This window comes from Streptomyces griseoviridis (assembly GCF_005222485.1).
Lineage (GTDB): Bacteria > Actinomycetota > Actinomycetes > Streptomycetales > Streptomycetaceae > Streptomyces > Streptomyces hintoniae.
In genome coordinates, this window is the sequence record NZ_CP029078.1 from 8,687,916 (window position 1) to 8,713,571 (window position 25,656).

Annotated in this window: 19 protein-coding genes; 5 read left to right on the forward strand and 14 right to left on the reverse strand. The window is 73.7% G+C overall.

Features of this window, described 5'->3' with window-relative positions; all coding sequences use genetic code 11:
* Window positions 1-119: 119 nt before the first annotated feature.
* The 9 genes from DDJ31_RS37490 to DDJ31_RS37530 all read right to left on the reverse strand — a co-directional run bounded on the left by DDJ31_RS37490 (window position 120) and on the right by DDJ31_RS37530 (window position 9,793).
* Window positions 120-920 (reverse strand): YczE/YyaS/YitT family protein, encoded by an 801-nt coding sequence (locus DDJ31_RS37490; protein WP_206280606.1) that lies wholly within the window; start codon window positions 918-920, stop codon window positions 120-122.
* On the reverse strand, window positions 917-2,158 hold the full coding sequence (metX, locus tag DDJ31_RS37495; RefSeq protein ID WP_127175974.1) for a homoserine O-acetyltransferase MetX: 1,242 nt from the start codon (window positions 2,156-2,158) through the stop codon (window positions 917-919). Before metX ends, DDJ31_RS37490 begins: the two co-directional genes overlap by 4 nt.
* Window positions 2,155-2,910, reverse strand: coding sequence for a gamma-glutamyl-gamma-aminobutyrate hydrolase family protein (locus DDJ31_RS37500; protein WP_240677935.1), 756 nt, complete (start codon window positions 2,908-2,910; stop codon window positions 2,155-2,157). The genes metX and DDJ31_RS37500 overlap by 4 nt, the downstream gene beginning before the upstream one ends.
* Window positions 2,911-2,918: 8 nt before the next feature.
* Window positions 2,919-4,355 (reverse strand): O-acetylhomoserine aminocarboxypropyltransferase/cysteine synthase family protein, encoded by a 1,437-nt coding sequence (locus tag DDJ31_RS37505; RefSeq protein WP_240677934.1) that lies wholly within the window; start codon window positions 4,353-4,355, stop codon window positions 2,919-2,921.
* The gene (locus DDJ31_RS37510; protein WP_127175972.1) at window positions 4,342-5,433 is read right to left on the reverse strand and encodes a fatty acid desaturase family protein; all 1,092 of its coding nucleotides are present in this window, start codon (window positions 5,431-5,433) and stop codon (window positions 4,342-4,344) included. Before DDJ31_RS37510 ends, DDJ31_RS37505 begins: the two co-directional genes overlap by 14 nt.
* A gap of 778 nt (window positions 5,434-6,211) precedes the next feature.
* On the reverse strand, window positions 6,212-7,063 hold the full coding sequence (locus DDJ31_RS37515) for a phosphotransferase enzyme family protein (protein ID WP_127175971.1): 852 nt from the start codon (window positions 7,061-7,063) through the stop codon (window positions 6,212-6,214).
* Between the two features lie 207 nt (window positions 7,064-7,270).
* A complete protein-coding gene (locus tag DDJ31_RS37520; protein ID WP_240677933.1) occupies window positions 7,271-7,594 on the reverse strand; it encodes a hypothetical protein in 324 nt (107 codons plus the stop codon).
* Between the two features lie 146 nt (window positions 7,595-7,740).
* Window positions 7,741-8,271, reverse strand: a complete 531-nt coding sequence (locus tag DDJ31_RS37525) for an HAD domain-containing protein (protein WP_127182408.1) — start codon at window positions 8,269-8,271, stop codon at window positions 7,741-7,743.
* An 85-nt stretch (window positions 8,272-8,356) separates the two neighbouring features.
* Entirely contained in the window at window positions 8,357-9,793 is a 1,437-nt protein-coding gene (locus DDJ31_RS37530) for a M14 family zinc carboxypeptidase (protein ID WP_127175970.1), read from the reverse strand.
* Window positions 9,794-10,314: 521 nt separating this feature from the next.
* Here DDJ31_RS37530 and DDJ31_RS37535 point away from each other — a divergent pair.
* From DDJ31_RS37535 to DDJ31_RS37545, 3 genes are all read left to right on the forward strand, one after another.
* A complete protein-coding gene (locus DDJ31_RS37535) occupies window positions 10,315-11,220 on the forward strand; it encodes a glycoside hydrolase family 16 protein (protein WP_127175969.1) in 906 nt (301 codons plus the stop codon).
* Window positions 11,221-11,549: 329 nt separating this feature from the next.
* A complete protein-coding gene (gene tkt / locus DDJ31_RS37540) occupies window positions 11,550-13,775 on the forward strand; it encodes a transketolase (protein ID WP_127175968.1) in 2,226 nt (741 codons plus the stop codon).
* A gap of 172 nt (window positions 13,776-13,947) precedes the next feature.
* The gene (locus DDJ31_RS37545; protein WP_127175967.1) at window positions 13,948-17,145 is read left to right on the forward strand and encodes an amidohydrolase family protein; all 3,198 of its coding nucleotides are present in this window, start codon (window positions 13,948-13,950) and stop codon (window positions 17,143-17,145) included.
* Between the two features lie 24 nt (window positions 17,146-17,169).
* Here the strand turns inward: DDJ31_RS37545 and DDJ31_RS37550 are convergent, their stop codons facing one another.
* Complete coding sequence (locus tag DDJ31_RS37550) at window positions 17,170-18,972, reverse strand: flavin-containing monooxygenase (RefSeq protein ID WP_127175966.1); 1,803 nt, start codon at window positions 18,970-18,972, stop codon at window positions 17,170-17,172.
* Between the two features lie 271 nt (window positions 18,973-19,243).
* Here DDJ31_RS37550 and DDJ31_RS37555 point away from each other — a divergent pair, with 271 nt between their 5' ends.
* Together DDJ31_RS37555 and DDJ31_RS37560 are read left to right on the forward strand one after the other, a co-directional pair.
* A complete protein-coding gene (locus DDJ31_RS37555; protein WP_127175965.1) occupies window positions 19,244-19,414 on the forward strand; it encodes a hydrophobic protein in 171 nt (56 codons plus the stop codon).
* Window positions 19,415-19,595: 181 nt separating this feature from the next.
* A complete protein-coding gene (locus DDJ31_RS37560; protein ID WP_431026684.1) occupies window positions 19,596-20,009 on the forward strand; it encodes a PRC-barrel domain-containing protein in 414 nt (137 codons plus the stop codon).
* 108 nt (window positions 20,010-20,117) lie between these two features.
* Here DDJ31_RS37560 and DDJ31_RS37565 read toward each other — a convergent pair whose 3' ends face one another.
* The 4 genes from DDJ31_RS37565 to DDJ31_RS37580 all read right to left on the reverse strand — a co-directional run bounded on the left by DDJ31_RS37565 (window position 20,118) and on the right by DDJ31_RS37580 (window position 25,629).
* Window positions 20,118-21,419, reverse strand: coding sequence for a Gfo/Idh/MocA family protein (locus DDJ31_RS37565; RefSeq protein WP_127175964.1), 1,302 nt, complete (start codon window positions 21,417-21,419; stop codon window positions 20,118-20,120).
* 65 nt (window positions 21,420-21,484) lie between these two features.
* The gene (locus tag DDJ31_RS37570; protein ID WP_127175963.1) at window positions 21,485-22,642 is read right to left on the reverse strand and encodes an ROK family transcriptional regulator; all 1,158 of its coding nucleotides are present in this window, start codon (window positions 22,640-22,642) and stop codon (window positions 21,485-21,487) included.
* A gap of 90 nt (window positions 22,643-22,732) precedes the next feature.
* A complete protein-coding gene (locus DDJ31_RS37575; RefSeq protein WP_127175962.1) occupies window positions 22,733-24,232 on the reverse strand; it encodes a glycoside hydrolase family 36 protein in 1,500 nt (499 codons plus the stop codon).
* A 44-nt stretch (window positions 24,233-24,276) separates the two neighbouring features.
* Complete coding sequence (locus tag DDJ31_RS37580; RefSeq protein WP_127175961.1) at window positions 24,277-25,629, reverse strand: ABC transporter substrate-binding protein; 1,353 nt, start codon at window positions 25,627-25,629, stop codon at window positions 24,277-24,279.
* Window positions 25,630-25,656 lie beyond the last annotated feature (27 nt).

The window sequence follows — 25,656 nt, forward strand, 5'->3', positions numbered from 1 at the left end:
GCCTGGGATGTGCGCGACGCGCCGAGGCGGTGACCCGCTGAGGGGGGAAGGCCGAGAGGGAAAGGCCGAGGGGGGAAGGGGCCCCGGACGACGGCCCCTTCCCCCCTCGGTGACGACTCTCAGGCCGCCTCGGCCTCCGTCCCGGCCTCCTGCGCCGCCCGCTTCTTCTCCGTCCGCCGCTCCAGATCGAACATCGGAATGAAGAGTTGCGCGAGGGGACCGATGGCGACGGCGTAGATGATCGTGCCGACGCCGAGGGTGGCTCCGAGGAGGAAACCGATGGCCAGAACGGTCAGTTCGATGAGCCAGCGCACACCCCTGATGGAGTGTCCGCGCGCCGCCCACCCCGTCATCAGACCGTCGCGCGGGCCAGGACCGAGGCCCGCGCCGATGTACGCGCCGGTGGCGACGCCGTTGAGGACGACGCCCGTGATCAGCACCGTCCAGCGCAGCCACAGCGCCTCGGGCGCCGGCGCCCACGTCAGGTAGAGGTCCATGACGGTGCCGACCAGCAGCACGTTGCACACGGTGCCGAGCCCCGGCTTGTTGCGCAGCGGGATCCACAGCAGCAGCACCAGGGCGCCGATGATGTTGGTCCACATGCCGATGCCGAGACCGACCGTGCGGGACAGGCCCTGACTCAGCGCGTCCCACGGTTCGACGCCGAGCCCCGAGTGGATGACCAGCGCGTCGCTGACCCCGTACAGGGCGAGCCCGACGATCAGCTGCGGGAGCCTGCGGGCCGGGCGGTCGGGGATCAGGGGCCGCTGGATGATCGCGCCGATGCCGCGGGCTCCGCGCCGCCCCGGCGCGGTGGCCGTCCGGTCGGCCGTCGCGCCCGACGCTGCGGGGGCCTTGCCCGCCGTCGCGCCGGATTCGTCTGCTCTCTCGGCACCGAGGCTGTCACGCGTCGATGTCATGGGGACTCCTGGGCTGCTCGGTGCCCCTGGCCTGGGCCAGGGTGGGGGGACAGTTCGAACGGGCAGGCGGCGGGGGCCGCACGGGTCTCCTCGGGCAGTGGTCCCGCGAGCCAACGCGCCACCGCGTCAAGGTATCCCGGCACCTCCATCAGGAAGGCGTCGTGACCCGCCCCGGACGTGTCCTCGTGGAAGTGCGCGGCATGGGCGCCCGCCTTGGCGAGCCGGTCCACGATGTGGCGGCTGTGCTCGACGCCGTACAGCCGGTCCGACGCGAAGCTGAACAGCCGTATGTCCGGCGCCGCTTCGGCGACCTGCTCGTACGGCGTCGCGAAGGCGTCGAAGAGGTCCATGGCGCTGGTGAGGCAGAGGTAGCTGTTCGCGTCGAAGCGGGCGACCAGCTTCTCGGCCTGGTACTCCAGATAGCGCTCCACGGAGAACGGGCCCCACGCCGGTACTCCGGCGGTGGCCGGCGCCCCGGGGGCGGGGTGCGGCGGCGTGGCGCGGTCGCGGGCGAACTTCGCCTGGAGGGAGTCGCCCGACATGTAGGTGAGGTGGCCGATCATGCGGGCGATCCCCAGCCCCGCGTCGGGGCCCTCGCCGTGCCGGTAGCCGCCGTCGAGGAAGCGGGGGTCGCTGCGGATGGCGGCGCGTCCGATCGCGTTGAACGCGAGGTTGTCGGTGGTGAGTTGAGCGGAGGTGGCGATCAGGCCGTAGCGCCGGGCGTCGTACGGGTGGCGCAGCAGCCACTCCAGCGCCTGCATGCCGCCCAGGGAGCCGCCGACGACCGCGTGCAGCCGCCCGATGCCGAGGCGGCGCAGCAACTCCCGGTGGACGGCGACCATGTCGGCGACGGTGACCTGCGGGAACGGCTCCCCGACGGCGTCGCGGTCGGCCGGCGCCGGGCCCAGTGTGCCCGAGCAGCCGCCGAGGACATTGGCGCAGACGACCTGGAACCGGTCCGTGTCGATCGGCCTGCCGGGGCCCACCATCGACTCCCACCAGCCCGGGGCGTCCGTCGGCCGGTGCCGGGTGACGTGCGCGTCGCCGGTCAGGGCGTGGCAGACGAAGACGGTGTCGGCGCCGCTCGCGTCGGGCGGCCCGAACCGTTCGAAGACCACCGGGACGTCGGTGAGGGTCCGGCCGCACTCCAGGCGCAGCGGCCGGTCCGCGCCGAACAGCACCAGACGCTCCGCGCGGCCGGCCTGACGGCCCTGCCGGGGGCGGGCGGTGTCCGTCATCCGCGCCCCCGGGCGTGTGCGGCGGCGGCCGCCCCGAAGGCGGTGAACAGCGGCTTGGAGACCGGGTCGGAGGCGGCGTACCACTCGGGGTGCCACTGCACGGCGAGGGCGAACGCCGACGCGTCCGTCACCGACACCGCCTCGACGACGCCGTCGGCGGCCACCGCCTCCACGGTCAGCCCGGTCGCGAGCCGGTCGATCGCCTGCTGGTGAAGGGAATTGACCCGCACCGTGTCCTGCCCGGTGATCTCGCGCAGCCGTCCGCCCGGCGTCACCGCGATGTCGTGCAGCGGCAGGTACTGCCCGTCCCGCGGCAGACTCAGGTCCTCGCGGTGCGCCGCGCCGATCGGCAGGGCGCCGATGTCCCGCAGGGTGCCGCCGTACGCGACGTTCAGCTCCTGGAGGCCGCGGCAGATCCCGAGGAGGGGCAGCCCCGCCTCGATCGCCAAGGGCGCCAAGGAGAGGGCGAGTTCGTCCCGTTCGGGGGCGCGCGGCCCTGGCGCGGGCGGGGCGCCGTACCGCTCGGGCGCCACGTTCGACTCGTGGCCTCCCAGCACGACGCCGTCGAACCGGTCGAGGACCGACGGCAGCCAGGAGGCGGGCCCCTGCACCAGGACGACCGCGCAGCCGGCCACGTCCTCCAGCGCCGACACGTACACCTGGCGGACCGCCGCGTGCGCCACCCCGTCGAGGTCCTCGCGCACACAGGCGAGCGCGACCAGGGGCGTGCGGGAGGCGGACGGGCGTGTCACGGTCGCGTTCATACCGCCTTCAGCGCCTGGTCGAGGTCGGCGAGCAGATCGTCGATGTGCTCGACGCCGATCGCCAGCCGGATGGAGCCCTGCGTGACCCCGGCCGCGATCTGCTCCTCCTCGGGGAGCTGGGCGTGCGTGGTGGACGCGGGATGGGTGGCCATGGACCGGACGTCGCCGATGTTGGTGACGTGCGAGACCAGCCGCAGCGCCTCGATGAAACGGCTGCCCGCCTCCCGGCCGCCGGTGACCTCGAACTGCACCAGCGGTCCGGTGTTCCCGCGCAGATAGCGGCGGACCCGCTCGGCCTCCGCGCCCTCGGCGAGGGCGGGGTGGATGACCTGCTCGACGAGCGGATGGCCGTGCAGGAACGCGGCCACCGCGGCGGCGTTCTCGCCGTGCACCCGCATCCGCAGCGGAAGCGTCTCCAGGCCCTGGAGCAGCAGGAACGCGTTGAACGGGCTCAGGCAGGGCCCGAGGTCGCGCAGCAGCGTCTCACGGGCCTTGAGCAGATAGCCGCTGCGGCCGAGCCCGCCGCCGAGTTCCTTCCCGGTGCGCGTCCACACGGCGCCGCCGTGCGCGGGGTCGGGCGTCGTCATCAGCGGGTGGCGGTCGGCGTGCCGCTCCCAGTCGAAGGTCCCGCCGTCGACGATCAGCCCGCCGAGGCTCGATCCGTGACCGCCGATGTACTTGGTGGCGGAGTACACCAGGATGTGGGCGCCGAGTTCGACGGGCCGCAGGACGTACGGCAGCATCGTGTTGTCGAGGACCAGCGGCACCCCCTGCTCCTCGGCGACCGCGGCCACCTCCTCGACCGGGAACAGCCGCAGCCGGGGGTTGGGCAGGGTCTCGCCGAAGTAGCAGCGGGTGCGTGCGTCGGTGGCGGCGGCGAAGTTCGCGGGGTCCTCGGGGCTCACGAACCGGGTCTCGATCCCGAACCGGGAGAAGGTGTTCGCCAGCAGGTTCCAGGTGCCGCCGTACAACTCGTTGGAGCTGACGATGTTGTCGCCCGCCTGGCAGATGTTGAGCAGCGCGAGGCTGACGGCGGCCTGCCCCGAGGCGACGGCGAGTGCGGCGGCGGCGCCGTCGACGGCCGCCATGCGCTCCTCCAGCACGTCGCAGGTCGGGTTGTTGAGCCGGGTGTAGGCGTGCCCGTCCTGGAGCAGGTCGAAGATGCCCGCGGCGGCGCCGGTGCTGGGCAGTTCGTAGGCGGCCGTCTGGAAGATCGGGGTCACCATCGGCGGGGTGAGGCCGAGCCGCGCCTGCGACCCGCCGTGCACGACGGCCGACTCGGGCCGGGCGAACTCCTTGGCCGTGAGCGCCGCGCGGCGGGCCGCGCCGTCGCTCCTCGGGGCGTCGGAGACGGCGGAGGAGGCGGCGGAGGAGGCGGCGGAGGAGGAGGTGGCGTCGGTGGTGGGGCCGGCCGGCTGATCAGGCTGCGACATCGTTTCCCTCTTGGATCGGCTTCACGGGCGGGGCGTCCTCGGTCCGGCTCATGTAGCGGACGATGGCCGACATGGTGCTCGGCTGCCCTTCGGGCCCGCGATGGAACAGTCCGCCCAACGCCCGGTCCACGGCCGCGTAGTGGGGGTCGCGGAGCCGGATCTCACGCGTCCTGGCCAGGTTCCAGAACGGGGTGCGCGGGTCGAGGTGGTGCTCCAGGTGGTAGTTGTCGTTGTGGATGCCCGTCAGGAACTTCTCCCAGCCGCGGCTCTTGCGGTTGCGGGTCATGTAGAGGTCGACGTTCGAGTCGCGCACCAGCGGGGTGTGCTCGGAGAGTTCGATGTACCAGCCGAGGATCTGGAAGCTGGTCAGATACGGGATCACCCAGAACAGCAGCAGGCCCCACAGCCAGCCGCCCGACCAGGCGAGCGAGACGACGAGCCCCCAGAACAGCCAGAACCCGGCCCGGTCCAGGGCCCGTTTGCGCCGCTGCGCGGGCGTGGACGCCTCGGCCCGCTTCTCGACGCCCTTGAGGACGCGGTAGCGGTTGCGCACCAGGTAGCGCAGATAGGCCCAGGTCTGCGAGCCGAGCAGCGGCAGGATCACCACCCGGCGGACGTAACTGGCCGTGGCCGAACGGCGGTAGGCGCCCTGCTCGATGAAGAACCGCAGATCGGGGTCGCCTTCGGGGCTGCCGAGCTTGGGGTGGTGGGTGAAGACGTGGGAGACCTTGTAGGCGTAGTGCTGCTGGAAGATCGGGTACGCGGTCAGCAGGGTCCCGGCGAACATCTGGAGCCGCTTGTCGGCGACGCCCACGCCGTGCGCGCAGTCGTGCAGCAGCGTGGACAGCCCGCGCTGCCTGGCCCCGATGACGAGGACGGCGAGCGGATAGAACCAGGGCGATCCGTAGACGCAGACGGCGACGGAGAGCGCCATCCAGAGAACGTCCTCGACCCAGGCGAGCAGGACGTGCCAGTTGTCGGGGCGGTTGAGTTCGTTGAGTTCCCGCTGGACGTCAGGGGGGAACCGGTGCATCCGGTAACGGCGGCCGTCGTACGCCCATGAGCTGTCTGTACTCAACAAAGCTCCCTTTCCCCCCGTCGGACGGCGACTCCGGTGCCGTTCCGCAAACACAGCGAGTTTCCTGATCCGGGGAAGTAAGAACAATAGCGTTTTCAGACAGTGCTAAAAGTCGCCACTGTCTCTGCGGCAGAGGTATGCGCGGACGGGGGCGGAGTTCGGCCCTCGCGCGCGCAGGGAGTCAGCCGCCGAACGGCGGCGACCCTGTCGAACTGCTCGTCGATCCGGTCACGGACGGCCGGTACGCGGGCGCGAGAGCCGGCGTGACCCGGACAGCCTGAGGCCCCTCGGCCCGCCCTCAGGACCGGCGCACGCCCGGAAACCGTGGCGCCGCCGGGAACACCGTGTCTCGAACTGTGCGGCGCCGCCCGGCGATGCGCACCCGGTGCGGCCCCGGGACGTGGGACGCGGCCGTCGGCCACGCCCTCCCCGCGACGTGTCGAGCGGCACGCCCGCTCGGTCACACGGGGCTCCTTCGGCCCGCTCGGAGTATTCGCGCTCAGTGTTCCGTTCACGCGCCCGACATAGTGAGAGACGCAATTCCGGTGGGCGCCAGGGGCGGTGATCCCCTCGTCCGGGAGACGCGCCGCGGGTGCGGCGACGGATCACCGGACGATTTCCCCCCGCGGTTCGCGTTCGGGAATTCGGCAGTGCCCGGGAAGTGCCCGGGAACCGGCGCCGGGGTGAATTGACGGAACCGCCGACCCACGATTCGACCGGCGCCGGGCAATTCCGTCGGCCGCCGTCGGCGCGCCGTTCCCGCCGTCGACGGCGGCTCTCAGCCGGGAGTGCCGAAGCCGCCGAGGGCGCGGGCCGCACGGAGCCGTTCGAGCCACTCGGCGGCCAGCCGGTGGCCGTCGGGGAGCTGGTCGTCCCGCTCCCAGCGCCACGTCGTGACCATCGCGAGCACCAGCGTCCGGCACGCGCGCAGCAGCTCCCGATCGACCCCACGGGCGCGGTCGTCGACCTCGTCGGGGGCGTGGGCGAGGTCGAACTCGACGGGACCGCGGCAGCACGTCTCCAGGTCGATGAAGAGCACACCGTCGTCCGTGGCGAGCACGTTGCCGGGGTGCGGCTCGCCGTGCAGCAGCTGCTCGGCGCCGCCCCGCCCCTCGATGAAGCGGCGCGTCGCGCGCAGGGTCTGGGCGAGCAGCTCCCGGTCCGCGCCGGGGAGCGCCGGAGTGCTCTCGCGGTCCGCCAGGAGCCGCTGGGCCCGCTCGACGCGGTCCGTGAAGTGCGGTGCGGGGACGTCGAGTTCGCGCATCCCGGCGTGCAGCCGCTGGAGCGCGTCGGCGTACTCGGCCGGGGCGACCTGGCGCTCCGGCACGGGCGCGTAGTACGTCCACAGCGTGACCACGAAGCCGTCGCGCTCGTGGACGTCCGGTGCCACCCGGGGGTCGGGAACGGCCACCGGGCAGCCGGACGCGGCGAGCCGTAGGGCGAGGTCCAGCTCGAACCGGGCGACCTGCCGCTCCTCGGGCGCCACCCGCGCCAGGACGTCGCACGGCAGCAGCCGCAGCGTGAGCTTGTTGGAGTTGTGCACGACGACCGCGTCGTCGGCCGGCAGACCGAGGGACGAGGCGATCGACCTGGCCGCGGCCACCGCACGCGCGACCTCTGACACGTCCATCGTGGCTCGGCTCCCGTTCCGTGTGCCGTCACCGCCCCGGCGGCGAGACCCGCGCACCGTACCAAGGGGCGGCGGCCGGCCGCGCGGCCAGGAGAGAGCGGCCGGTGCGGCGGCGGCCGTGGCGCGTCGCGGTGCGGCGGCGGCTCGGAGGCGCCGGGCGGCAGCGCGCCCCCGAGCGGGAGTCGTACGTGATCGGCGGGGGAGCGCCTACACCGCGACGACGTCCTCGTCCCCGTCCTTGCCGGCACCGGCCGACCCGTCGCCGTCGGCGGAGCCGTCGCCCGGCTCGTCCTCCAGCATGCCGAGGAAGCGGCGGATCGCCTCGACGGGCAGGTCGAGTTCCTCCGACGCGGCCTGCTCGCCGCCGAACATCTGCACCGCCTCCGAGATGGCGACGGCGAGTTCGGCCTCGGCCTTGCGGACCTTGACCTCGGCCTTGTCCACGGTGTCGACCACCGCAAGCTGGCGGCGTTGCTTCTCCTGGAGTCGCTGCTTGCGGGAAGGTGTCTTTTCAGGGCTCTGCACAGTCATGACCAAGATCATAATCGGCCGCGCGTCCCTTCCTGAAATCGCCAACTCGCGGCTGAAACGGGCGCGTTCGCGAACCCGGTGACCGGCCGCGGGTGTCGTCGGACGCGCTGCGCGGCGGGCCGGCGCGCGGGCCGGCCCCGACTGTCTCAGCCCGCGCCCGGTGGCGGTGCGGTGCGCCCGATCTCCCGCAACCAGCTCTCGACGGCGGCGAGATCCGGGTCGGTCAGCCCCCGGCGCGGATCGACCCGGTGGAGCAGGGCCCGACCGCGGTGATGGTCCGCGACCCAGGCGCGGTCCCGGTCGGTGATCTCGTCGTCGACCCAGACGAAGGGGCGTCCGGCCGCGAGGGCGGTGAGGGTGCGGGTCTTCCAGTGCAGGCCGTCCCGCCCGTCCCCGTCCGACGGCTCGGGCCAGGACACCACCGGCAGTTCGGGCAGCCCGAGCTGCGGCGCGACGCACTCGTTGGCGTCCGCCATCCAGGTCGTCGCCCACACCAGCACGCACGGCAGCGCCGCCAGCCGCCGCCCGATCGCGGGGTCGATCCTCGCCAGCAGCGGATGGGCGCCCGCCGCCTGCCGCGCCGCGTCCGCCACCGGATACGTCGGGTAGCCGCCCGGCAGCTCCCGCGAGGTGGCGCCGAACGGGACGATCGGTCCGTCGACGTCGAGAAAGAGCAGCGGGCGTGGCGCGCAACCGGTCGTCCCCGCGGGGCAGGCCGTCCCGGGGCCGGGAGTGAGCGGGTCGGCCGGCGGGCGCGGGGTGTCAGCCGAGGTCACGGTCGGTGCCGGGGTCGGGCGCCGGCACGGAAACGCGGGCGTGGTCGGCGGCGGCGAGCAGGGCCGCGTACTGGACGCCGGACAGGGTGGCGATCTCGATGGGCTCCCCGGTGGCCGGCTCCGCCGCCCGCTCCCACTCCTCGTACGCGGTCAGCAACTCGGCGTGCCCGCGCCGGACTTCGGGGGTGGCCGTGCCCGCGACGAGTTCGGCGCCCAGGGCCCGCAGCAGCATCCCGCCGAACCGGACGCGGAAGCTGTGCACGCTCGCCTCGCAGTCGTAGCGCTCGGCGACGGTCGCGGCCCGGTCGGGCAGCGTGTCGGCGCGGGCCGCGTCGAGCGCCGCGAGTTCCGGCAGGGACGGCACGAAGTCGCGCACCGCCCGCAGGAACGGCGACGGGATGGTCAGATCCGGGTCGGCCGCCTCCAGCACGGAGCCGAGGAACGCCCCGGTCTCGGCGAGCGCCACGGACCTGCGCCGTACGACGTCCGCGTACCGCTCCTCGGTGGGCGTGCCGTCGTCGGCGTCCGGGTGGCTCCAGTGCGGGACCTCGGTGACGAAGTAGAAGGTGCCGTGGCGCTCGGCGTACGCGGCGCTCGACGCACCCGCGATCTTCGAGGCGGCGTCGACGCCGAGCCCTTCGAGGTGGTCGTAGGCGTCCCGCATGTCGATGCAGCCGTAGACGGCCGGGGCGTAGAGCGGCACATGGGCGGCCTCGGGTTCGCCGGTGGCGAGCGGCAGGCCGACGGAGGCCGGGATCGCCGCGAGGACGTCGTAGAGCGCGGGGGCGGGCCGGTTCATGTAGTAGTAGACGCCGCCCGCCTCGCAGTTGTGAAGCGTGGTGAGGAACCGCGGTCGGACCGCGTCGATCAGCCGCATCAGGGCGTGCGTCTCGGGCAGCACCCGGTCGAACCACGCCTTCTTGTAGGAGAAGGGGAAGGTCCACTCGACCTGCTCCCGGCCCGCCGGCCGGTAGAAGTGCCTGCCGTAGGCGCGCTTGTCGGTCGGGGTGGCGAACCAGCCCTCGTTGAGCCGGGCCCCGTCGGGGTCGACGCACGGCACGATGTGCCAGGCCCCCTCGAAGTGCGCCCGCAGCCCGGCGTCCTCGCAGAGGGCGGTGGCGAGCCGGAGGGCGGTGACCGCGCCGACCGGCTCGTTGGGGTGCACTCCGCCGACGACGACATAGCCGCCCGCCTCGGCCGCGTCCCCGACGGTGAAGCAGTACAGGGGCTCACCGAGGGTGGAGGTGCCGATCCGCCGCTCGCTCACCAGACCGGGGTGGGCGTCGGCCAACGCACGGAAGGATGCCAGGAGTTCGTCGACGCCGGGATAGGCGTCGGTCGGCGGGACCGTGGTGGCGTGCCGGACCCAGGTGCCGGGCGCGGCCGGTACGGGGGCGGATCGCGTGGACGTCGTGGCTGTCATGCGGGTGCGGATCTCCAGGGTCGGGGGAGAGGGCGGGGCGGTACGGGCGTGCGGGAGGGGCGGTCGGTGGCCGTGGTCACCCGGGCGTGCGCCGGGGCGCCGGTCGCGGCCGGGCAACCGGGTCCAGCGGGAGCTGCGGAACGTCAGGCATGAGACGCATCCTCACACGGAGGCGGAAGGCCCGCGGACGCCCGGGTCGGCGGCCCGCGCCCCCGGCACGGCGGCGCCGCCGACAGAGGAAGCCGCGAGGCCGGCGTCGACCGGGCTCGCGGCGGCGGCGCCGAGGGGCGTAGACACCGGTACGCCACCGCGTCGGACCGGTGGCGCGGAGCGAGCGGACAGCCGGCGCGTCGGAGCCAGGGGGTCCGGTTCACGGCCGTCCCGGGGGATGGCGTCAGGCGGTCCCCCGGACGAGGATGGCGCTCCGCGTCCGGGGCGCCCCGGCACCGCCCGCCTCGCGCGCAGCGGCGCCGTGATCCCGTGGACGGCTCCGAACGGCCGCTCCCCGAGGGAGACTTCGGATGGGTTCACACGCAGTGCCGCGCCACCGCCGTCGCCTGCTGCTGATACCGGTGGGTCTCCTGCTGGTCGCCGGGTTCCTCGGCATCCCCCGGGCCGACGGGGCACCCGCGTCCGCCGACGCCTGCCGAACGGCCGCCGTCAGCCTGCCGCGTGGCGACTGCGGCCCCTTCTGGCAGGTGCTCGCCGAGGACTTCAACGGCGAGAGGGTCCCGCTGGGCGGGTTCAGCGACTGCGACCACCACACCGACACCTCCGCCGCGTACTGCGGCGGGCTCACCGGCCGCTACCGCGACAACTGGTGGGCCTACCCGACGGGTTGGCTCGACACCGCCAACAGCCGGGGCCGCGCGGTGGCGGGTGTCTACCACCCGGAGGACACGGTGAGCGTAGGCCGGGCGGCCGACGGCGACGGCCGGATGACCGTACGGATGTGGCGTCCGGCGGACGGCGGTCCCGTGCACTCCGCCGCGGTGGTACCGCGTGCCGTCATGCAGATGAGGTACGGCAAGTTCAGCGCCCGCATCAGGGTCAGCCGGCTCGCGCCCGGCTACAAGTCCGCGTGGCTGCACTACGGCGGCGGCTGCGAGCTGGACAACCCCGAGGGCGAGTGGACCGGCACCCTCAACGCCTTCTCCCACCCCTGCGGCGGCGGCGCCCAGGGCTCCTACCCCGGCACCGACGACTGGACCCGCTGGCACACCGTCTCCACCGAGTGGACGCCGGGCAGCGTCCGGTTCTTCGTGGACGGCAGGGAGACCGGGCACGACACCCGAGGGGTGCCGGACATCCCGCTGTCCTGGGTGCTCCAGAACGAGAGCGCGCTGGAGGGCCCCGGCGCGGCCCCCGGCAGCAGCGCCCAGCTCGACATCACCTGGGTGGCCGCCTACGCGTACGGGTGGAAGTGACCCCCGAGGACCCCCGAGGACCTCCAAGGCGCTCAGGCCGGCGCGCGTCCCGGCGCGGCCCGCACCGCGCGGCCGGTACGGCGACGCGGTGCGGGCCGAGTGGCGTCCGGCCTTCCCGCAGGTGAGGCGCGGCCGGGCCCGCCGCCCCCGTCTCGCGTAGGACGCCGTCACCCGGGTACCCGACCTGCCGGTTCCGGCTTCGCGCGCCGAGCGGCGCCGCGCCGTCGTCCGTGAGGTTCTCGGCCTGCCGGACAGGGCGGAGGCCGGGGTCGCGGCGACAATGCCGGGAGAACATACTGCGCAAATCGACCCTGTGATGAGGAGCCCGCATGACGAGCGAGAAGTCCGGCAACGGACCGGGGACCGCCGGCCGGGACGGCGGCCTTGCACTGCCCGTGGCCGACCGGGCCGGCTGGGACGCGACCGACGTACGGGCCGTCGACACGGTCAGGCTGCTGGCCGCCGACGCCGTGCAGAAGGTCGGCAACGGCCACCCCGGCACGGCGATGAGCCTGGCGCCCCTGGGCTATCTGCTGTTCCAGAACGTGCTGCGGCACGATCCGGGCGACGACCGCTGGCTCGGCCGCGACCGGTTCGTGCTGTCCTGCGGACATTCGAGCCTGACCCTCTACATCCAGCTCTACCTGGCCGGATACGGCCTCCAGCTCTCCGACATCGAGGCGTACCGCACCTGGGGCTCGGCCACGCCGGGACACCCGGAGCACCATCACACCGCCGGTGTCGAGATCACCACGGGACCGCTGGGCCAGGGCCTCGCGAGCGCTGTCGGCATGGCCATGGCGGCCCGGCGGGAGCGCGGCCTGCTCGACCCCGACGCGGCCCCCGGCACCAGCCCCTTCGACCACCACGTCTACGTGATCGCCTCGGACGGCGACCTCATGGAGGGCGTCACCTCCGAGGCCAGCTCCCTCGCCGGGCACCAGGAACTCGGCAACCTGGTCGTCTTCTACGACTCGAACCACATCTCCATCGAGGACGACACCGACGTCTCCTTCAGCGAGGACGTACCGGCCAGGTACGCGGCCTACGGCTGGCACGTCCAGACCGTCGACTGGAACCGCGCCGGCGGCTACGTCGAGGACGTCGACGCCCTGCTCGCCGCCGTCGAGGCGGCCAAGGCCGAGACGGACCGGCCGTCCCTGATCATGCTGCGCACCCTGATCGGCTGGCCCGCGCCCACCAAGCAGAACACCGGCAAGGCGCACGGCTCCGCGCTCGGCGACGAGGAGGTCGCGGCGACCAAGAAGCTGCTCGGCTTCGACCCCGGGAAGTCCTTCGTCGTCGAGGACGAGGTGCTGGCCAGGACCCGGCAGGCCGCCGACCGCGGCCGCGCCGCGCACGCCCGGTGGCAGGAGGGGTACGACGCCTGGCGGGCGGCCCAGCCGGAGCGCGCCGCGCTCCTCGACCGGCTCAGGGCCCAGCGCCTGCCCGAGGGGTGGACCGACGTCCTGCCCGAGTTCCCGGCCGACCCGAAGGGCATCGCGACCCGCAAGGCGTCGGGCGAGGTGCTCTCCGCCCTCGCCGGCACCCTGCCGGAACTCTGGGGCGGCTCCGCCGACCTCGCCGAGAGCAACAACACCACGATGGAGGGCGAGCCGTCGTTCGTCCCGGCCGACCGGCAGACCAAGCAGTGGAAGGGCGGCCCCTACGGGCGCACCCTGCACTTCGGCATCCGGGAACACGCCATGGGCTCGATCCTCAACGGCGTCGCCCTCCAGAGCCTCACCCGCCCCTACGGCGGCACCTTCCTCACCTTCTCCGACTACATGCGGCCCGCGGTGCGGCTGGCCGCGCTGATGGAGCTGCCCGTCACCTACGTCTGGACCCACGACTCCATCGGCCTCGGCGAGGACGGCCCCACCCACCAGCCGGTCGAGCACCTCGCGGCGCTGCGCGCCATCCCCGGCCTCGACGTGGTGCGCCCCGCCGACGCCAACGAGACGACGGCCTGCTGGCGGGCCATCCTGGAACACACCGACCGGCCCGCCGGGCTCGTCCTGACCCGCCAGAACCTGCCCGTCCTCGACCGGCACAGCGGCGCCTTCGCCCCGGCGGCGGGCGCGGCCCGCGGCGGCTACGTCCTCGCCGACGGCGCCGACGGCACCACCCCCGACGTCATCCTCGTCGCGACCGGCTCCGAGGTGTCGATCGCGCTGGACGCCCGCACCCTCCTCGCCGACGAGGGCGTCGCCGTCCGCGTGGTGTCCATGCCGTGCCGCGAGTGGTTCGCCGCGCAGCCCCTGACGTACCAGGAGAAGGTCCTGCCGCCCGAGGTGCGCGCCCGGGTCAGTGTCGAGGCCGCCGTCGGCCAGGGCTGGCGCGAGGTGGTGGGGGACGCGGGCCGCGTCATCAGCCTGGAGCACTACGGCGCCTCCGCCGACTACCAGCGCCTCTACGACGAGTTCGGCATCACGCCCGCCGCGGTGGCCGCCGCCGCCCGGGACAGCATCCGCGACGCCGCCGCGCCGCCCTACCCGGGCGGCCACCGGGGCAAGGCCGCCCCGCCGGACGGCGGAACCGCCGACCGCGCCTGACACCACGCCCCACCGGCCCACGGCCGGAAGGCGACCACCCCCGGGACACCGGCCCGCCGCGGCCGGCGTCCCGGGGCTCGCCGCGCGGACCGCCACGCCCGACCGACATCACCCGTCCGGCGCGAACGGCGCTGTTGCTCCGGTGGCGGTCGGTGCGCGAGCGTGCTGCGTCATGGACCGCGACCGACGCCACCTCGCCGCCTTCTCCCTCTCCCGACGTCACCTGCTCGCCGCCGTCGGTGCCACCGGCGCCGCCGCCGTCGCGACCGCCCCGGCCGCCGCACGGCCGCTCACCGCCGCCGCGTTGTCGTTCACCGCGGCCACCAACGGCGCGGCGACCCTCTCGCCCGCCGGTGACCGGCTGATCGCCGAGGTCCAGAACGTCCTGTGGGCGCTGCCCCGCGCCGGCGGCCGTGCCGTGCCGCTCACCCCGGCGGGACTCGAACCCAACCGCCCCACGTACGCGCCCGACGGCGGCCTCATCGCCTTCTGCGCCTACCAGGGCGGCGGCTACCACCTGTGGACCGCGCGGCCCGACGGATCGGAGCTGCGGCAGCGCACCGAAGGCCCCTGGGACGACCGAGGCCCCGCCTGGTCGCCGGACGGCACCCGGATCGCCTTCGCCTCGGAGCGCGCCGGCGACCCGGTGACCGGCGGCCCCTACCGCATCCACGTCCTGGACCTGCGCACCGGCGCCGTCTCCCGCGTCACCGGGCTCGACGGGCAGGACGGACCCCACCAGGACGGCCCCTGGGAGGACTTCGACCCGAGCTGGACGCCGGACGGCGCACACATTTTGTTCGTCAGGGGCCGGGCCGTCGCCACCGCGACCGGCACCGGGCTCGACGCCCGTACCGTCGCCGCCGTCCCGGCCGGGGGAGCCGGACCGGTCGTCGTCCGCCACACCGAGCCGGCCGCCGCGCAGCTGATGACGCCGGCCCTGGCGCCCGACGGCCGGCGCCTGGCCCTCCTGCGGACCACCCCCGCGCCCGCCGCCTCCTGCACCCTGCTCGTCGACGGCGAACCGGTCACCGTCGGGGGCGACCTCGCCGCCGTCCCCCCGCGCTGGACGGCCGGCGGCGAACTGCTGCTCACCGTCGACGGCCGCTTCACCCTCGTCCGCCCGGGGGAGCCGGGACGGCCGGAGACCATTCCCTTCGAGGGGACGCTCCCCGTCGACCGGCCGCGCTACCGCATCAAGCGCTACGACCTGGGGGAGGGGCGGGTGCGGGCGGTGCGGGGCATCCATCTGCCCGCGCTCTCGCCCGACGGCCGCCGGGTGGCCTTCGCCGCCCTCAACTCGCTCTGGCTGGCCGACACATCGGGCGGCCGGCCCCCGCGGCGGCTGCGCGCCTCGCCCGCGACCGCCTACCCGCTGGGACCGGTGTGGGCGCGCGACGGCCGCTGCCTGCTGTACGCCGACGACCGCGACGGACTCCTCGGCGTGTACCGCCGCGACCTGGCCACCGGCGAGGAGCGCGCGCTCGCGACCGGCGGCCGGGTGCATCCGGCGCTCTCGCCCGACGGCACCAGGCTCGCCTGCCTCGACATGTCGGGGCGGCTCCTGGTCCGCGACCTGGAGCGCGGCACGGAACGCGCCCTCGTCGACGCGCTCGGCGGCGGCGGGCTGCCCGGCCGCCCCAGCTGGTCACCCGACGGGCGCCACCTCGCCCTCTGCGACCGCAACCGGCTCAACCTCCGCTTCAGGGAGGGCTACAACCTCGTCCGGGTGGTGGACACCACGACCGGCGCCGACCGGCTGCACGCCGTCGCACCGCACACCTCGCTCGCCGACCGCTACGCCTCCGGTCCCGTCTGGTCGCCCGACGGACGGTGGATGGCGGTGATCGTGGAGTCCGCGCTCTGCCTGCTGCCGGTCGCGCCCGACGGCACCCCGCGCGGCCCGCTGCGCACCCTCACCGACGAACCGGCCGACCACCCCTCCTGGTCGGGCGACTCCCGCACTCTGCTCTATCTGTCGGGCTCGAAGCTCCGCCTCATCGGCGCCGACGGCGGGCCCGCCCGCACCGTCCGCGTCCCGCTGGAACGGCGCACCCCCGCGCCCGCCGACACCGTGGTGCACGCGGGACAACTCTGGGACGGCACCGGGGAGAGCGCCCGCGACGACGTCGACATCGTCGTGCGCGGCGGCCGGGTCACCGACGTCGCACCGCACCGCGCCGCCCGCCGCGGAGCGTGGCGGCGGATCGACGCCTCGCGGCACACGGTCGTCCCCGGCCTCTGGGACACCCACACCCACCCCTGGCAGAGCACCTACGGCGCACGCCAGACGGTCGGCCAGCTCACCTACGGCATCACCACCGCCGTCTCCCTGGGCGGCTTCGCCCACGAACAGGCCAGGATCCGCGAGGCGGTGGCCGCGGGCCAGCTCGCCGGACCCCGGCTGCTGACCACCGGCGAACTCCTCGACGGCGCCAGGGTCGCCTACAGCATGGGACGCGCCCACCGCACCCGCGCCGGACTGCGCCGCTCCCTGGAACGCGGCGCCGCCCTCGACTGGGACTTCGTCAAGACCTATGTGCGAGCGCCCGGCTGGCTCATGGAAGAGGCGGCGCGCTTCGCCCACGACCGGCTCGGCGTGCGCGCGGGCAGCCATCTGCTGTCGCCCGGTGTGCAGCTCGGCCAGGACCTCACGACCCACCTCCAGGCCACTCAGCGGGGCGAGTCGGGCCACGCGGTGACCGCGACCGGACACGCCTACCAGGACGTGCTGGAGATCTACGGCGCGCGCGGCGTCGGGTTCGGTCTCATCGCCACCCCGTTCACCTCGGCGCCGCTGCTCGGCGCGGACCCGGGGCTCGCCGACGACCCCCGGGTCACCGCCGTGATGCCCCCGTGGGACTCGGCCGCGGTACGCCAGTCGGCCGGGGCGCCGCCCACCCCGGCGCAGCTGGCCACCCTGCGCACGGAGACCGACGTCTACCGGCGGGTCCTCGCGGCGGGCGGCCTGGTCGCGCTCGGCACCGACGCCCCGCTCGTCCCGGTCGGCCTCTCGCTCCACCTGGGGCTGCGCGCCCTGCACCGGGGCGGCCTGTCACCGGCGGCCGCTCTGCGCACCGCGACCGTGATGCCCGCCCGTCTCTTCGGGCTCGACCAGGACCTCGGGACCGTCCAGGCGGGCAGGATCGCCGATCTGACGGTGGTGGACGGCGACCCGTTCACCGACTTCGACACGCTGGTGCGGACCGTGTCGGTGCTGCGGGGCGGGGTGCCGTACACGGCACGGGAGCTGGTCGCGGCGTTCACCACCCGGGCGCGGCGCGCCGCCGCCGATGCCGGGGGCGGCGAGGACTGGCTCGCGGTGGGCCGTCTGATGCGCCGGGAGGGATGCTGCGACCAGGGCGTCTGAGCGCGGCGGAGCGGGCCGTCGCCGTCACTCCGGGCGCAGCAACTGCTCCATGCCCCCGCCGGTCCGCCAGGCGCGCAGCAGCTCGTGGAAGGCCAGCGGGCCGTCCGCGTAGGTTTCGTAGTGCTCCGGCGGGTTCCCGTCGTTGTTGTAGTAGCCGGGGGTGCACCGCGCGTGGAAGGAGTGCAGGTCCACCGCCTTCTCGCGGAGGGTCGCCGCCCACTCCTCCTGCGCCCACTCGCTCGGCTCGACGCGGCGGACCCCGCGCCTGCGGGCCTCGGCGATGATCGCGGCGATGTGCACCGACTGCTCGTCGATGCCGTGCAGGTGGTTCGCCGTGCCCGCCTTCTGGAGCCTGCCCTGGTGGAAGAGGTTCGGGAAGCCGTGGGTGGTGAAGCCGTGCAGGGTGCGCGGCCCGGTCTTGGCCCAGCTCTCCAGCAGCGGGACACCCCCGCGGCCCTCGATCGGGAGGGTGTCGGAGAGCGCGCCGGTGACCACGTCGTAGCCGGTCGCGAGGACGACGCAGTCCACCTCGTAGGCGGTGTCCCCGACGACCAGCGCCGTCTCGGTCATCCGCTCCACGCCCCGGGTGCCGGCCGTGTCGACGAGGGTGACGTCGGGCCGGTTGAACATCTGCAGATAGCTGTCGCTGAACGTGGGCCGCTTGCAGAGGTAGGGGTACCAGGGCTTGAGCAGCTCGGCCGTCGCCGGGTCGTCGACCAGCGCGTCGACGCGGGCGCGCAGCTCCGCCATCTTCGCGAAGTCGGCCTGTTCGTAGGCGTGTTCACGCTCCTCGGGCGGGACGTGGGCGAACCGGTCGGTGGGGATCACCTTCTCGTGCAGGTGCCCGGTGCTGGTCCAGCCGTCGGCGACGAGGTCCTCCTCGACGGGCCGGCCCGCGAGCACCCGGGCGAAGTTCTCCTGCCGCTGACGCTGCCAGCCGGGGCGCAGCGAGGCCGCCCAGCCGGGGTCGGTGGGCCGGTTGCCGCGCACGTCGACGGAGGACGGGGTGCGCTGGAAGACGTAGAGGTGGTCGGCGGCCCCGGCGAGCCGTGGGGCGACCTGGGCTCCGGTCGCGCCGGTGCCGACGAGGGCGACGCGCTTGCCCGCGAGGCCGGTGAGCGGGCCGCCGTCCTCGCCGCCGGTGTAGGCGTGGTCCCACCGGCCGGTGTGGAACATGTGGCCGGTGAAGGTCTCGATGCCGGGGATGCCGGGCAGCCGCGCGTCACCGAACAGGCCGGTGGCCAGGATCACGTGACGGGCCCTGATCCGGTCGTCGCGGTCGGTGCGGACGGTCCACTCCGACTCGGTGTCGTCCCAGCTCAGGCCGGTGACGCGGGTCTGGAGGCAGGCCCTGTCGTAGAGCCCGAAGCGGTCGGCGACGGCGCGTGCGTGGCGCCGGATCTCCTCGCCCGGCGCGTACTTCCACGTCGGCATGGTGCCGGTCTCCTCCAGCAGCGGGAGGTAGACGTACGACTCGACGTCGCAGTGGACGCCGGGATAGCGGTTCCAGTACCAGGTGCCGCCGAAGTCGGCGCCGCGCTCGACGATCCGCACGGACTCCGCGCCCGCCTGCCGCAGCCGGGCGCCGGCCAGCAGCCCGCCGAAGCCGCCGCCCACGATCAGGGTCTCGACGCGGTCGGTGAGCGGCGCCCGGGTGAAGTCCGGGTCGGCGTAGGGGTCGGCGTCGAACGCCCCGGTGGGCGGCAGGTACTGGGCGGCGCCGTCGGGGCGCAGCCTGCGGGCGCGTTCGGCGCGGTAGCGGGCGCGCAGGGCGTCGGCCTCGGCCGGCTGGACGCGGGCGGGGGAGGGAACCGTCGGCTGGGACATGCGAGGACTGTACTGATCGACCGGTTCGCCTGGTTCGCCCGTCTCGGCCACCAACGCCCCGTCCGTGCAGGTGAGTTGCGGCTCCGGCCCGATTCCCGGCCGCCGGTGACCGGGGGGCGTCAGGTTGACGGCGCCGGCCTAGGCGTGAGGGGCACGGACGGGGGCACACGGCGTGCGGCCGAATGCCCCACAGATCGTCAAAGAAACGCGGCTTTTGTATGTTTGTAAAGACGATGTGAGAGCACACGGTGTCCAGGAGGTAGTCAACACAATGGTTCCTTTGATTCTGGTTCTTCTTCTGGCCCTGATCCTCTTCGGCGCGGGTTTCGCGCTGAAGGCCCTGTGGTGGATCGCGGTCATCGTGCTGGTGGTCTGGCTGCTCGGCTTCGTGATCAGGCCGGGCGCGGGAAGCGGCGGCAAGGGCCGCTGGTACCGCTGGTGACGCGAGCCGCCCACGGGAAGCGGCGCCGCCCGGCGCCGTGAGGGCGGCTCAGGACCGCGGATCGCCGCGGATGTTGTTTGGGAAAGCCCGCCCGGGACACCCGGGCTCTGTCGCCGGAACGGACGCACGGTGCGGACCCGCACCGACCGACCGGAAGCGACCGATACACGGAGGTACCACCATGACCGAGAACATCTGGGACTACCCGGCCAGCGCTGGTCACACTCCGGACGTTGACCTGACGGGTTACAAGGTCGAGGCCACCGACGGCCACATCGGCAAGGTCGACAAGCACTCCAACGACGTGGGGTCGCAGTACATCGTCGTCGACACCGGTGTCTGGATCTTCGGCAAGGACGTCCTGCTCCCCGCGGGCACCGTCGTCGGGATCGACGCGGAGTCCAAGACGGTGCAGGTGGCGCGCACCAAGGACGAGATCAAGAGCGCGCCGGAGTTCGACAAGGACAAGCACCTGGGCGACGCCGGCTACCACGACCAGGTCGGCACCCACTACGGGACCACCCATTCGGGCGGCGCCGCGACCCCCGGCACGCCGGGCGCGGACCCCTCGACGCTGGGTCGCCCGATGATCTGAGCGTTCCCCGCTCACCTTCGGGTGCGGCCGGGGCGGACCGCGCACAGCGGTCCGCCCCGGCCTCGTCGTGTCCGCGGCGCCCCGCGGGCGGGCGCGGGGCGAGGCCGCTCACGGACGCGGGTCCCGTGCCTCGCCCCCCGCGCCGCGGCCGGCCTCGGCGACGGCCTGATGGCCACCGAGCGGACGGGGCGCCGGACCGGCCTGGTGGTGGTCGAAGTAGGCGAGGAGCGCCGGGTCGAGCGCGGGCACGTCGACGGGTGTCCCGTGCGCGCGCAGCGAGGTCGTCGCCGCGGCGGCGGCCGCCACCGCCTCCCTGGCCGCCACCGGCGAGGTCTCCGTCGGGCCGCCGGCCGCGGCGAACCGCAGGAACTCCTCGACCAGCGACCGGTCGGCGCCCCCGTGCAGGCCCTCGGCGGCCGCCGCGACCGGGACGACCAGATCGGCGTCGTCGCGGAAACCGGAGCGGTGCCGGTTCCAGACCTTGATGGTGGCCGGGTCGCCGTCGATGCCGTCGCCGAAGTTCTCCAGCCGGCCCTCGTCCCCGATGACGGTGTAGTTGCGCCAGTAGTCGGGCGTGAAGTGGCACTGCTGGTAACTGGTCAGCACCCCGTTGTCCAGCCGCCCCAGCATCATGCTGAGGTCCTCCACGTCGATGACCGGGTTGAGGTCGCGCAGCTTCGACGGCGGCCAGATCTCCGGGTCGAACCAGTCGGGCATCCGCTCGTGCTCGGGCGGCGCCTGCTCCGCCCGGCGCGGATTGCCGCCGTAGACCGCGAGGGTGCCCTGCGCGACGACGTTGCGGGTGTAGCCGCCCGCGAGCCAGTGCATGACGTCGAGGTCGTGCGCGCCCTTCTGCAGGAGCAGCCCGGTGGTGCGGGCCCGTTCGGCGTGCCAGTCCTTGAAGTAGAAGTCGCCGCCGTGCCCGACGAAGTGCCGGCACCACACCGCGCGCACCCTGCCGATCGCCCCGGTGTCGATCAGCGCGCGCACCTGCCGCAGCATCGGCAGGTGCCGCAGGTTGTGCCCCACGTACAGGCGGGTGCGGGTGCGGAAGGCGGCCGACAGCAGCGCGTCGCAGTCGGCGAGGGTGATCGCGAGCGGCTTCTCCACGAACACCGCGATCCCGGCCTCAAGGAAGAACAGCGCGGGCTGGGTGTGCAGATCGTCGGGGGTGAGGACGAACACCGCGTCCAGGTCGTCGTCGAGCATCTCCTCGTACCGCTCGCGGACGGTGACGTCGGCGCCGAACAGCCGGCGGGCGTCGCCTTGGCCCCTGGGGCTCGGGTCGGCGCAGGACACGACCCGGGCGAGCCCCGGCCGGTTCGCGAGCGTGGCCAGGTCGGCGCGCTGTCCGACTCCGACCACCCCGACGCGCAGTTCGCGTTCCTGGGGCTCGGCACGGTCGTCCATGGGTGAGGGTCCTCTCTCGTGGTGCGGCGCGCTGCGGGACGCGGTCGGTCCCGGCGGCCTGACGGTCAGCGGCGCGGAGCCGTGGGGGCCGCGAGCCCGTCGCTGAGCAGGCGGCTGTCGACCTCGTCGAGGGCCAGCCGCACACCGCCCAGGGCCACGCTCTCGTCGCCGAGCGTGGAGGCGCGCAGCTCGGGCAGCCGCAGGCAGTGTTTGGTGAGTTCCTGGCGCAGTGGTTCGAGGACCACGTCCGCCGAGCGGGAGAAGCCGCCGCCGTACACCACGACCTGCGGGTCCAGGGCGAGGACCAGCGCGGCGACGCCGATGGCGAGGTCGCGGGTGTAGCGGCGGACGGCGGTGCGCGCGTCCCGGTCGCCGTCCCTGGCCGCCTGGAACACCCAGGCCGCCGCCTCGCCGGGCGCCGCACTCGCGGGCACCCCCGGGCAGGACTCCAGGTGACCGGGCGCGTTCAGCCAGCGGACGGCCTTGAGGGCGCCGATCTCGCCCGCCGCGCCGCCGTGGCCCCGGCGCAGGGTGCCGTCCAGGATCAGGCCGGCGCCGGTGCGCAGACCGGCGAGCAGGAAGACGATGTCGTCGGCGTCCGGCGCGACCCCCTTCCAGCGTTCGGCGACGGCGGCCAGCTTGCAGTCGTTCTCCACCTGGATCGGGCAGGAGAACCGGGTGCCGAGGTGGGCGACGGGATCGGCCGCGTTCCAGCCGGGCAGCGGGGTGAACAGCGAGGTCCGGCCGCTGGCGTCGACCGGTCCCGTCACCCCCGCGGTGACCGCCCAGATGTCGTCGGGCGTCATCCCGGCGCCCGCCAGCACCTCGTCGATCACCTCGTCGACGGCCGCGAGCCGCGCCTGCGCGTCCGCCTCGGGATCGGCCGGGCGGCGCACGGTGCGGACGAGGTTGCCCTCCAGGTCGCTGAGCATGACGAGGATCTTGTGGACCCCGATGTCGATGCCCAGCACATGACCGGCGTCGGCGCGGAAGCGGAAGCGGCGGGCCGGGCGCCCCACCACACTGTTGGCGCCCGGCTCCTCCACCTCCGCCCAGCCGTCCGCGACCAGGGACTGCACCAGCACATCGACGGCGGGCCGGGACAGACCGGCCCGGCCCGCGAGTTCGGTCACCGTGGAGGGCGCGTTGCCGCGCAGCGCCCACACGATGGACAGCTGGTTCATCTCGCGCATCCGGGACAGATCCGTTCCGGTCGTCGCCATCTGGTGCTCCCTGAAGGGGGCGGGTCCCCGCCGCTGGATATTGCTGAGCAGTTTACTAATTCATGGCCTTGGCCGTATCGGCATTCCGGCTCAGGCGATGGGGTAGCGCTGCTCCGACTCGGGCTCGACGGCCGGCCCGAAATCGACCTCCCGTCCGTCGAGCGTGTAGCGGTAGCGGCTCAGCCGGCGCACCTGCGGTCGGGCGGCCAAGTAGCGGGTCATCTCCTCCAGTTCGTCGGGGTGCAGCCAGCCGGGCGGGTCCGAGACGGCCCGGAAACCGCAGATGTCGGCGAGGTCGCGCAGCCACCGCTGCTGCTGCTCGGTGAGCAGGTTGAGACGGCTGCGGAAGTAGACGACGTCCGGGTCCACCTCGAGCAGCGGGGACTGCCACAGCCGGTGCACGGTGTTGACGACGGCGTTGCGGGCCAGGGCGTCCGAGGGGTCCTGGGTCGCGTAGTGCTCCCACAGCGGCGCCACGTCGGGGCCGCTGCGGATGCCGTCGACCAGGCCGAGCGAGGGCAGCAGCGGGGCGCCGCTGCCGAGCAGGTAGGCGTCGGGGCCCGCCTCCTCGCGGATGATCCGCAGGCCGAGCCGGTACGCCTCCTCGCGGCCGAGGTCCTCGGCGCGCGCCCCGACAGCCGTGCCCGCGCCGATGAAGTCGAGCTTGAGGTAGGTGAACCCCCACTCCCGGGTGACCCGGCGGATGGTCTCGCGCAGATGGTCCTGCGCCGCCGGGTGGGTGAGGTCGAGGGCCCAGTAGCCGGTGCCCCAGTTGTGGCCCGCGACCACCGGCTCGCCGTGCTCGTCGCGCAGCAGCAGCTCGGGCCGGTGCCGGGCGGTCTCGGACTCGGGGTGGAGGATGAACGGGGCGATCCACAGGCCGGGCCGCAGCCCGGCGTCCGTGATCCGGTCGGCCAGCGCCTTCATCCCGGACGGGAATTTGGCGTTGGCCTCCCAGTCGCCCACGGCCAGCTCCCAGCCGTCGTCGACCTGGACGACGTCGAAGGGCAGGCCGCGCAGGGCGGCGATGTCCTTGGTGAGCTGCTGTTCGGTGATGTTCTCGTAGTACGCGTACCAGCTGCACCACACGTTGCCGGCCCGCTTGTCGCTGCGGCCGAGCCGTTCGGCGAGGTGCCGGGCGTAGGCGCCGAACACCTCCTCCTCGCTGCCGAGGGCGAGGAACCACGGTGCGTCGCCGCGCTCGGACCACCCGGCGAGGGTGTCGCGGTCCGCGGTGAGCCGCGGCACGTCCAGGCCGAGCGAGCCGAGCAGCAGCACCTGTCCGTCGGCGCCCTGGAGGGCGGCCACGGCGGACGAGTGGTGACGGGCCGGGTCGTCCCAGACGGTGTCATCGGCGGTGAGACGGCGTTCGGCGCTCTCGATCCGCAGCGGGCTGTCGGACAGGCGACGCCAGCCGCAGGGGCTCCAGGAGTTGTGCCCGTGCCGGTAGAACAACGCGTCGCCCAGACCGTGCAGGACGGCCACGCGGCCGGGGGGCAGCAACAGTCCGCCGTCGACGACCTGGGGCGGGGCGTCGTCCTCGAGGGAGAGGGCGAGGGTGCGACCGCCGAGGTCTGCGAGCTGGGCCATGGAACTCCTTGCGTGTGTGGGGAGTGGGACCGCCGGTGGGGCGGCTACTTGAAGAGACCGTTGACCTTGTCGTTGACCGACTTCAGGGCGGCCTCCGGCTTTGCCTGCCCGAGGATCGCCGACTGGATGGCGTCCTGGACGAGCGGGTTGATCTCGGTGCCGTGCTCGGTGACCGGCAGCTGGAAGGTGCCGCCCTTCGTGGTCGTCGAGTCGGTGAAGGCGCTCACGTCGTGGCCCTTGGCCTGATGGGCGGCGAGTGCCTTCTGGGTGCCGGACTTGAGGGCCGGGAAGACGACGGCCCGCTCACCGACGAGGTTCTGGCACTCGGGGGAGGCGAGGAACTTGACCCACTTCCACGCCTGTTCCTTGTGCTCGGTGCCGGCGTAGATGGCGTCGGAGAGGCCGTTGATGGCGCTCTTGCGCCCGACCGGGCCGGTCGGCAGCGGCGCGAACGCGAACTTCTGCTTCGCCTTCGGGTCGGTGAAGGTGGAGATGGTCCAGGACCCCGCGACCATGATCGCGCCCTTGCCCGCGGCCAGCAGCTCGGAGTTGGCCACCGAGGACTGCTTGTCGAAGCGGGGCGAGTAGCCCTTGTCGATGAGGTGCTTGAACCAGGCGATGGTCTCGGCGAGCTTGGGGTCGTCGTACTTGTAGTGGGTGCCCCACGGGTTCTTGTCGAGGTAGGTGAAGCCGTTGGAGGCGGCCAGGTCGCCCCAGCCGTTCTGGCCCTGGGAGCCGTCGGCCCACTCGGGCAGGAACCCGTACGTCGCCACCTTGGTCTTGTCGAAGTCCGGGTCGAGGCCGTTGCGGCCCTTGGTGTCGACGGTGGCCTTGGCGATGGTCTTCTCGAACGTGCCGCCGTCGGACGGATTCCAGGTCAGGTCGGACAGCGCGGCGGCGTCCACCCCCTGCTTCTTCAGCTGGGTGGTGTTGTAGGCGAGCGCCATGGTGTCCCAGTCCTTGGGCAGCCCGTAGCGCTTGCCGTCCTTGACCCAGGTCTCGGTGAGCCCGTCCTGGTAGGCGGAGAGGTCCACCTTGTCGCGGTCCACCAGGGGCTGCAGGTCGAGGAGCTGGTTGCTGGTGGCGAACTGCGGGTAGTACGACGCCTGGTTCGTCCAGACGTCGGGGGCGTCGCCCGAGGTGAGCTGGGTGGTGAGGTTCTGCCAGTACTGCGCCCACGCGGTCTGGGTGATCTTGACGGTGATGTCGGGGTTGGCCTTCTGGAAGGCCGTCGCGCACTCCTGGTAGGCGGGCAGCTGGCGGTCGTCCCACAGCCAGTAGTCGAGGGTCGTGCGGCCGCCGGCGCTGTCGTCGCCCGAGCCTGAGCAGGAGACGAGGGAGACGGTGGCGGACAGACAGAGCAGAGCGGCGCCGATGCGCAGGTGCTTGGAACTCATCGCGGGACCTCTTTGGCGGGTGCGGTA